Source organism: Candidatus Aquarickettsia rohweri, assembly GCF_003953955.1.
Classification (GTDB): Bacteria; Pseudomonadota; Alphaproteobacteria; order Rickettsiales; family Midichloriaceae; genus Aquirickettsia; species Aquirickettsia rohweri.
In genome coordinates, this window is the sequence record NZ_RXFM01000148.1 from 1 (window position 1) to 1,081 (window position 1,081).

General features: G+C 30.5%; 3 protein-coding genes. 2 read left to right on the forward strand and 1 reads right to left on the reverse strand.

Annotated elements, in window-relative coordinates:
- The coding region (locus tag EIC27_RS07210; protein WP_205702369.1) for a hypothetical protein at positions 1–180 on the forward strand (180 nt) is incomplete at its 5' end.
- A 415-nt stretch (positions 181–595) separates the two neighbouring features.
- Here EIC27_RS07210 and EIC27_RS07970 read toward each other — a convergent pair.
- On the reverse strand, positions 596–724 hold the full coding sequence (locus tag EIC27_RS07970) for a hypothetical protein (protein WP_276310352.1): 129 nt from the start codon (positions 722–724) through the stop codon (positions 596–598).
- Positions 725–927: 203 nt separating this feature from the next.
- Here EIC27_RS07970 and tnpA point away from each other — a divergent pair.
- The coding region (tnpA, locus tag EIC27_RS08565; RefSeq protein WP_410519450.1) for an IS66 family insertion sequence element accessory protein TnpA at positions 928–1,081 on the forward strand (154 nt) is incomplete at its 3' end.

The following is a 1,081-nucleotide window of genomic DNA, read 5'->3' on the forward strand; positions in this document are numbered from 1 at the left end:
TTTATTGCGCAATATATAACGGAAAATGTCAAAGGTATGACAGTTGTTGATCAGAATTATAGTGATACCAATGTAAAAGTTGAAATAACTGGTCATATGTCTGCTAATATGGCTACAATGAATTCATATACTCAAGAAGTTGCATGTGATGATGCTGATATTCAACATGACGAGCTATAATTCTAATTTATTATTTAATAGTTGAGGATAAGTACTAGATAATAGTAATGAGTTTTCTTACATAATCTTCTTTGATGCATTCCTGGGTTGCAGTATTTTAGCTGCAACCCTTTGTTTTTTAAATGATGATTCTATTTATAACCCGAGCTGAAGATAAGAAGTAAGAAATTTATAGCAAATCTTGTCATCATTAAACACAGCATCTATCCGAGTCATCACGAAGGAGGAATGCAATTCCGACTGTGGTGATCCAGGGATATTGCCTAATTTACATTTTATTGATGCATTTCTGGATTGCCACGAACATAAATATGTTCTCGCAATGACGAAAAAGAAAAATGGTATCATTCGTAATTACAAAGTATAGAATAACACTTTCTTCTTTTGGCAGCATTTTTCTTATCAACAGTTTGGGTTAAATTAATATAACAACACTCTCACTATGATGATATTCTGCTTCTCTATCATATTCTATATTTAGAGGATTATTTTGTGAAAAAGGTAATACAATTTTTGGTAAATGCATTCCATGAGAGTTTAACATAGTGATGTAACAAGGCGCTTCAATTATTTCATCAACTACTTCTGGCGTTTTAATCGATGTTGAATTTTTTTCAACATCGAATTGATGAATTGGCTTATTAAAATCTAATATTTCTTCTTCCTCTGTAAGCGCTAAAATAAGGGCATCTAGGCAAGAATAAAAATAAGTGGTAGAACAAAAGCCTAAAAAAATAGAGGCTAATGATGCTATTAGAAAAAAAGAAAAAAAGAATAAGTAATGAAAAATGGAAAGAGCTAGTAGAAGAATATAAAAAAAGTAATGTAAGTAAATATGAATTTTGTAAGCAAAAGAATGTGCCGAGAAGTACATTTTATAAATGGCACAGAATTCTTGTAG

What these genes read in the sequence shown, in the direction of transcription:
- EIC27_RS07970 (WP_276310352.1), bottom strand. Translation starts at nt 724, where the DNA reads ATGTTAAACTCTCATGGAATGCATTTACCAAAAATTGTATTACCTTTT.